Raw genomic sequence first — 7,278 nt, forward strand, 5'->3', positions numbered from 1 at the left:
CAATCGGGCGCTAAAATTGTGATTTATCATGACTCAGCCCTCCCACCTCCCGCATTTTCGCACCTGGCTTAATTCCCTTTCAGAAGAGGAACTGGCCACCATCCTTCGCCACCGCCCCGATGTTTTAACCCCGCTGCCGCCCTCCATCGCGGCGCTAGCCACGCGCCTCCTCTTGCGCACCTCCATCGCCCGAGCGCTAGCAGAGTGTAACGCACAGCAGTTGGCGGAGCTGGAGGACATCGCCAAGCGCGGCGGAGAGCTTGCAGAGGTAGAAGACCGCAACCCCACCATCACCCGCGAGCTCAAGGAACGCGGCCTCGCCTTTGGCGCGGTGCAAATCCCGCCAGAGGTCATGCCCGCACTCCCCACGGGCTGGTCACTGCTTAATCAACTCGATGTATCACCCGCGACAATCGATGCCCTCCCTGAAGACGAACGCCACGTCCTTGCCACCCTGGCGCGCTCCAATGGCATCGGTACCACGCGAGAGACCAATCCGTCCCACCCGGTGCCGCGTTTGATTGCCAAGCAGCTCTTACAGCGCGTCGACTCCCAGACCGTTCGCCTGCCGCGCGAGGTGCACCGCGCGATGAAGGGGCACACCGTCCCGCATATTCCCACCGAGCCCTCCGCGCGTCGCGGCCAGCCCACCACAGACCGCAAGGCCGATGACGCCGGTACTGCCGCGGGTCTGTCCGCGGTGCGCGGCATGCAACAGCTCATTTCTGCCCTCGGCGCTCGGCCGATCGAACTCCTTAAAGATAAAACCGTCGGCGTGCGCCCGCTTACCCAGCTCAGCAAGCAGCTGGACATCGCGGAACCAGAACTGCGCCGCCTGATTACGCTTGGCCTATCTGCGCGTCTTATCAACCGCGGCGAACCGTCTGGGTACGAGGGAAACTTCCTCGCGCCGACCGATTCCGCCCAAGAGTGGCTCGATGCAGGATTAGCCGCGCAGTGGCGCGTGCTCCTCGTGGCCTGGGAGCATTCCCCTTGGACCCCGTGGGAATCTGGCCGGGTACTCGCAGCCAGCACCGACCGCCTGCCCAAGTTTCGCCGGCATATCCTCGATGTGTATCTCCACTCCGCGCAGCCGCTATCCGCGGCCGAGTTTCAAGAGGATCTGCATTTTTCCTTTCCCCTTTTTGCAACGCACACCTCCCCAGAGACCATCGAGGAGCTGCACCGCGAGGCCGAATGGATAGGCGCCATCGCGCTCGGGCGAGCCACCAGCGTGCTTATCGATGGCTTCGATGCCGCCGATTCCCTCACCCCCGACACCATCGATTATTTCCTGGTCCAGGCGGATATGACCGTGCTCGTGCCAGGCCCCCTCGAGCCCGCGGCCCACCACACCCTGGAGTCCCTGGCGGATCTAGAATCGCCCGGCTTAGCCAGCGTCTACCGCATCAGCGATGCCTCCATTCGCCGCGGCCTCGACCGCGGAATGACGGGCACGGAAATCCGCGATTTCTTCGCCGCGCATGGCGATGTCCCGCATACGCTGGCGTTCCACATCGAGGACATCGCCAAGCGCCACGGCACCTTGCGCTCCGGCCCTGCCCTGTCCTACCTGCGCAGCGAGGACCCAGCCCTCTTGCAGATCGCCGCGAAGGCCGCCCCGCTGCGCCTGCTGGCCCCCACGGTCGCGATTTCCCAGCTGCGCGTCAGCGAGCTGTTGGAGCGCCTGCGCGAAAACGGCCTTTCCCCCGCTGCCGAGGACGAAAACGGCGCTAGCCTGTCCATCGCGCCCGAGCCCGCAACGCTTCCCACACCCAGCCCTCGCGCCCAGGCCGCGCCGCCGGATATCGCGCGTGCGCTGCGCAACCTCACCACCGGCGAGGCCCCGAGCCTGCCCAACCTGGATCTGGTCCACGCCGCCGCGCGCACCGCACGCCCCATCACCATTGGCTACGCCGATAAAAATGGCAATACCAAGACCCGCACCGTCACCCCACTGACCGTCGCCGGTGGCCAAATCGATGCCCGCGCCGCCGATGGCTCCACCATCCGGTTTCCCCTGCACCGCATCACCTCCGTTACCCTAGACGCATGAACGGACCACTGATTGTGCAGTCAGACAAGACCGTCTTGCTGGAAGTCGATCATCCAGATTCCGCCGCTGCGCGCACCGCCCTCGCGCCGTTCGCGGAGCTGGAGCGCGCCCCAGAGCACGTGCATACCTACCGCATTACTTCCCTGGCACTCTGGAATGCCCGCGCCGCCGGGCACGACGCCGAGCAGGTCGTCGATGTCCTAGAAACCTACTCCCGGTTCCCGGTCCCGCAATCGCTGCTTGTCGATGTCGCCGAGACCATGTCACGCTACGGCCGCGTCCGCCTTCAAGCCCACCCCGCCCACGGGCTCATCCTCGAATCAGAAGAGCCCGCCATCCTTACCGAGCTCTCCCGCGGCAAGGTAGGAAAACTGCTTGGTGCGCGCATCGATGACAACACCATCGCCGTCGCTCCTTCAGAACGCGGCCGCCTCAAGCAGGAACTCCTCAAGGCCGGCTGGCCCGCCGAAGACCTCGCCGGCTATATCGACGGCGAATCCCACCCCATCTCACTCAACGAGGACGGCTGGCACCTGCGCGATTACCAGGAATACGCCACCGATGCCTTCTGGTCCGGCGGCTCCGGCGTCGTCGTGCTGCCCTGCGGTGCCGGCAAAACCATCGTGGGAGCCGCCGCCATGGCAAAGGCGCAATCCACCACCCTCATCTTGGTTACCAATACCGTCGCCGGCCGCCAGTGGCGCGACGAACTCCTGCGCCGCACCACGCTTTCTCCAAACGATATCGGCGAATACTCCGGCGAGAAGAAGGAAATCAAGCCGATTACCATCGCCACCTATCAAGTGGTCACGCGGAAAACCAAGGGTGAATACCGCGCCCTCGAGCTCTTCGATTCCCGCGACTGGGGCCTTATTATCTACGACGAGGTCCACCTGCTTCCCGCACCCGTATTCCGCATGACCTCAGACTTGCAATCGCGGCGCCGGCTAGGGCTTACCGCCACCCTCGTGCGCGAGGATGGCCGTGAAGGCGATGTGTTCTCCCTCATCGGCCCGAAGCGTTACGACGCGCCGTGGAAAGAGCTGGAAATGGCCGGCTACATCGCCACCGCGGAATGCATCGAGGTCCGCGTGGATATGGATCCGGAAGAACGCATGCTCTATGCCACCGCGCAGCCGCGCGACCGCTACCGCATCGCCGCACAGGCCTCGGCCAAGCTCCGGGCCGTCGAGAAGATCCTTGCCTCCCATAACCAACAAGCCCTCATCATCGGCGGATACGTGGATCAACTTCGCGAACTAGGCACGCACCTCGATGCCCCCGTCATCGATGGCACCACTTCTACCGCCAAGCGCGAAAAGCTCTTCCAGCAATTTCGTAAGGGCGAGCTGTCCATCCTCGTCGTATCCAAGGTGGCCAATTTCTCCATTGACCTGCCGGAAGCAGCACTGGCCATCCAGGTCTCCGGTACCTTTGGTTCCCGCCAAGAGGAAGCACAACGCCTCGGCCGCCTACTGCGCCCGAAGGAAACTAAGGCACTCTTTTATACGCTAGTCACCCGCGACAGCCTGGATGCGGACTACGCCATGCACCGGCAACGCTTCCTCGCCGAGCAAGGATATGCCTACCGGCTCATGGACGCAGTAGACTTAGGCCAATGAAGATCTTTAAGTTCGACGTTGACGAGTCCTTTGCCAAGGCCAATAACGAGTTATTGCGCGATTCCAATCGCCTTCGCGTATCCGGGCTTATCTTCGGCCTCATCCTAATCATCGCCGGCGCCGCCGTATGGTGGAGCTTTTCCTGGGGGATAACCGTGGGATTAGGGCTCATCCTCTTTGGCATCGTCGTTGCTATCGTCGGCGTCGCCGCCGCAAGCAAGGTGGGAACGGCGCAATCCCTCTATGATTCTTATCCGCTCGCTCCCGCAGTCATCGCGCAGGTCAACGAGCGAGACATGATCCTTCTTGCCTTGGTAAATACCAATGTGGATCCGTCCCTTCCCCCACGCTGGGGCGCGTGCCTGCGCACGGTGTCCTCCATTCCCGGCGTCCAACGCACGGTTGGCACCAAGGTTCCGGTGGCCGCCGTGTCCGGCCAGCGCTCTACTTCCGATAAGGAGCATTGGCAGCAAATCTCCCCCATGCCCATTGCCTGGGGCACTCCCGATGCTGAAACCGTCACCATCGCCCGCAAATCCATCCCCCAAGAGCAATGGCAGCGCCTAGAGCGCGCCCGCAAGCGGCTTTCCGATGTCAAAGCAACCCGCTATGACCTCCTCGTCCTCTAGTCAGGACTCTCAAGCACCAGATTGTTTCTGGTGCTTTTTCTTTTTGTGGTCTAAGAATTGCTTCCAGGTGTAGTGCCAGTGTGTGTTGTGGGTGGCCAGTGGTCCCTTCGTGTGGTCTACTTGGTAGGTACGGTGCCGGTTGCTGAGTCCATGGTGTAGTTGACGCGTCGGTCGGTTTTGATGTTGAGGTGGTGTTGGCAAAAATTCACTGGATTACTAATCCATGAAATGCTCTAACTCTTATGGGGCATCCTGTTGTAATGATGACCTTTCAGCCACCGTAGCAATCACGCGGGCAAGTAGCAGAGTTACCTCAAGCCGCTCCTATATAGAGCGATATTGCGGTAGAAGAGCTTACTCTGACGGGCCTGACCCCCGACGTGTCCACTGTCCGGGGGTCAGGCCCCTGCTTCGACCATTCCTGTTGAGAAAGGGTACCTAGAGTTGGAAGACGATAAAAACGTAGAGAACTTTGTGGACTGCCGTGAAATCCGCACGGTTTTCAAACCAACTTGGGTGAGCTGGTGGTTCCACAAGATTTTTACGTTCCCGCGCGTTGAGTGCGATGGGATCGTAAGCAATTGTCACTGGGGAAGAGACAAAGCGTTAGTGAGGGATGGTGGGACGGTTACGGTTGGATTTAGTTATCGTATTTTCCATGATACGAAAATTAGATGTAAGAGCTCCCCTATCGAGGTTTCCCCTTCACATGCTGAGTTAGAAGCCAAGACAGCCATAATTAACAACTCCCCGATGACTGCCGTGCTCTACTAGCATTCGTCTCGAGCCTATCGATGGTTCGGGCTTTCTCATGCACAGCTTTAATGCGCGCACGGATCTGACCCCCATAAAAATGAAAACCACACCATGACAATTTTCATTGTGAGCGGATGTGGTGTGTGTACGTATAAGTATACAGATTTGCAACTGGACGGCAAGTGGATACATGCAAATCACGTCAAAGACTAAAATGCTGATAGCAATCAGCTTAGATAGCCCTGTTTAGAATGTTTAATCTACGAGAGTGTCGCAAATAGTTTTCAATAATTCTAGTCGAATAAGCCAAGCGTGATGGGCAACATGATCACCTTGTAGTCGGAATCCCCTACGGAAGGCCGTTCTTAATACCGCGAAGCGCGTTAGCAAAGCGGAGGGCCAAAATCGTCTAAATCAGTCGGAGCTGACCCCCGTTTGGTCCGACCTAACGGAACGACTTAGCCGCACGTGGGGTGAACTCAATCGACCAAGCCAGACTCGTCCTCTAAGTCCTGCAACGAGATTGTGTCCAATTCTCCGCGTCGGGCTGCTTCGGCTTCGGCTTCAAGCGCATACACATACTCAAGTTCATCTAGGTAGGAATCTAGGACCTTGCGAAGATAGAAGGCCCCAGTCCGCCCAGTCCGCGAAGCAAGCGCATCTAGGCGCTCTTTCTGCTTCGCGTCAACGCGCAAACTAATTACTGACTCGCTCATGTAAACATGTTTACAACAAGTAAAGCGATTTGTACACCACCCCGTGAGCATTGCCCGCGCTTTGCTGTGGTCACGTTGTATTGCTGACTTCCTGCACACTCATAGTCACGAATTGAGCGTTTTCTCAGTAGCCAAATCAAGCGATAAGGGAAACCTCGTAAAGTCGCCTTAAGATGACATGCCGCTCAGCGTAGCGGCGGCGCAGGTCTGTCAAGAATGCGTTGAAGTCCGCATCCCAGGACTCCCCTAGTTCCGCCGACTTTTCTTTCATGGCCTGCAGCAGCTCAATTCCCATGTCGCGACCAACCCGAGTCGAATCTAGATAAGTTGCGACATCCTCGCGAACGAAGGGAAGAGCTTGCGCCGGGAGGTCATCGAGGAACCGTTGCGCCATTGACTGTTCCATTCCCGCCTTTGCGACGGTTCTCCAGGCAAGTCCAGGGTCTTCAAGACACAAGTGCTGGAACATCGCTAAGTCCCACGGCTTCGCCGCCAACGTGGCTTGTATATGCGTCGCAGAATTCGCCTTGTCGGTGCCCGCAGCATAGAGTTGCTGAGCGGACGACAGTTCTGGATATGTGTCGAATACACTCCGAGCCACGCGCTCCGAGTGTTCGGGAAAATGCTCCTTAGCAAGTACGGCCCAACCCGAGGCGATAGTTCGGATTTCCGCTGGGGCGCACTCACCAACTGCCTTCTCGGACCAATCGAAGGCAAGATCGTAGCGGCCGATATCACAAAGGCCGGCAATAATCTCCTCATAGCGCGACGCCGCACTTCCCTTGAGACCATGGGTACGAAGGACGGCCTCACTAGTTCCTTCTAGTACCGCTAACCGACGCCCCACGTATCCACTACCTTGCTCCGCCGTATTCCACGAACGGATGCGAGCCACCCCCTCTTCACCAAAGGCAGGTGCCAAATAGACTGGGTCGAGGTCGATTTCTTCCGTTGGGAGAATCTGATTCATTCGTATAAACCAGTCGGCCAAAGCGCAACCAGAATAACTAGCTTGCTGTGCCGCGGAGGAAACTACCCGCGCCAAGACTTCGCCGGCATCCCTTACGGCATGGGCGTAGTCATTGACCCGAGGAATAGTCTTGAGGACCTCTTCTACCGCATCTAGACCAACAAGCACGATATCGGATGGACTTGGCGGCACGATCCCAGAAAGTTGTGCAGGATCCTCTTCTGCCTGTTCTAAAAGCTCAGCGGCTTCATATATACGGTCACTGTAATACACGCCCCGGGCACCTTTGTTCAGATCGGGATCATTAGACCGGACAAGACCGGTTACCGCCTGTGCAAGAGTTCTCATGGGATTCAGTATAGAAAATTCTGGGATCACGAAGAAGAGGGGCAAGCACACCGTTGGAATCGGTGTGCTTGCCCCTCTCGGTACAAACTTTATTTTGTTGTTTGTTTGTTGTTTGGTGTCGGCGGTGACTTACTCTCCCACAACCTCCCGGTTGCAGTACCATCAGCGTGTACAGGCTTAG

The 7,278-nt window shown here is 58.5% G+C and carries 5 protein-coding genes; 3 read left to right on the forward strand and 2 right to left on the reverse strand.

What is annotated here, in order from left to right; translation table 11 throughout:
- Window positions 1-28: 28 nt before the first annotated feature.
- From ABRP98_RS08980 to ABRP98_RS08990, 3 genes are read left to right on the forward strand one after another with little or no spacing between them, the layout of a single operon-like run.
- Window positions 29-2,056 carry a helicase-associated domain-containing protein gene (locus ABRP98_RS08980; RefSeq protein ID WP_349858804.1) on the forward strand — a complete coding sequence of 676 codons (2,028 nt, stop codon included), beginning with the start codon at window positions 29-31 and terminating at the stop codon, window positions 2,054-2,056.
- The gene (locus ABRP98_RS08985) at window positions 2,053-3,678 is read left to right on the forward strand and encodes a DNA repair helicase XPB (protein WP_349858805.1); all 1,626 of its coding nucleotides are present in this window, start codon (window positions 2,053-2,055) and stop codon (window positions 3,676-3,678) included. The genes ABRP98_RS08980 and ABRP98_RS08985 overlap by 4 nt, the downstream gene beginning before the upstream one ends.
- Window positions 3,675-4,307, forward strand: a complete 633-nt coding sequence (locus ABRP98_RS08990; RefSeq protein WP_349858807.1) for a DUF3239 domain-containing protein — start codon at window positions 3,675-3,677, stop codon at window positions 4,305-4,307. The genes ABRP98_RS08985 and ABRP98_RS08990 overlap by 4 nt, the downstream gene beginning before the upstream one ends.
- Before the next feature lie 1,235 nt (window positions 4,308-5,542).
- On the opposite strand, the gene relB is transcribed toward ABRP98_RS08990, so the two are convergent.
- Both relB and ABRP98_RS09000 read right to left on the reverse strand, forming a co-directional pair.
- A complete protein-coding gene (gene relB / locus ABRP98_RS08995) occupies window positions 5,543-5,779 on the reverse strand; it encodes a type II toxin-antitoxin system RelB family antitoxin (RefSeq protein WP_349858808.1) in 237 nt (78 codons plus the stop codon).
- Between the two features lie 136 nt (window positions 5,780-5,915).
- The gene (locus ABRP98_RS09000) at window positions 5,916-7,097 is read right to left on the reverse strand and encodes a hypothetical protein (RefSeq protein WP_349858810.1); all 1,182 of its coding nucleotides are present in this window, start codon (window positions 7,095-7,097) and stop codon (window positions 5,916-5,918) included.
- Window positions 7,098-7,278: the final 181 nt, after the last annotated feature.

The organism is Corynebacterium sp. KPL2838, from assembly GCF_040225455.1.
Taxonomy (GTDB): Bacteria; Actinomycetota; Actinomycetes; order Mycobacteriales; family Mycobacteriaceae; genus Corynebacterium; species Corynebacterium rhinophilum.

What these genes read in the sequence shown, in the direction of transcription:
- ABRP98_RS08980 (WP_349858804.1), top strand. Translation starts at nt 29, where the DNA reads ATGACTCAGCCCTCCCACCTCCCGCATTTTCGCACCTGGCTTAATTCC.
- ABRP98_RS08985 (WP_349858805.1), top strand. Translation starts at nt 2,053, where the DNA reads ATGAACGGACCACTGATTGTGCAGTCAGACAAGACCGTCTTGCTGGAA.
- ABRP98_RS08990 (WP_349858807.1), top strand. Translation starts at nt 3,675, where the DNA reads ATGAAGATCTTTAAGTTCGACGTTGACGAGTCCTTTGCCAAGGCCAAT.
- relB (WP_349858808.1), bottom strand. Translation starts at nt 5,779, where the DNA reads ATGAGCGAGTCAGTAATTAGTTTGCGCGTTGACGCGAAGCAGAAAGAG.
- ABRP98_RS09000 (WP_349858810.1), bottom strand. Translation starts at nt 7,097, where the DNA reads ATGAGAACTCTTGCACAGGCGGTAACCGGTCTTGTCCGGTCTAATGAT.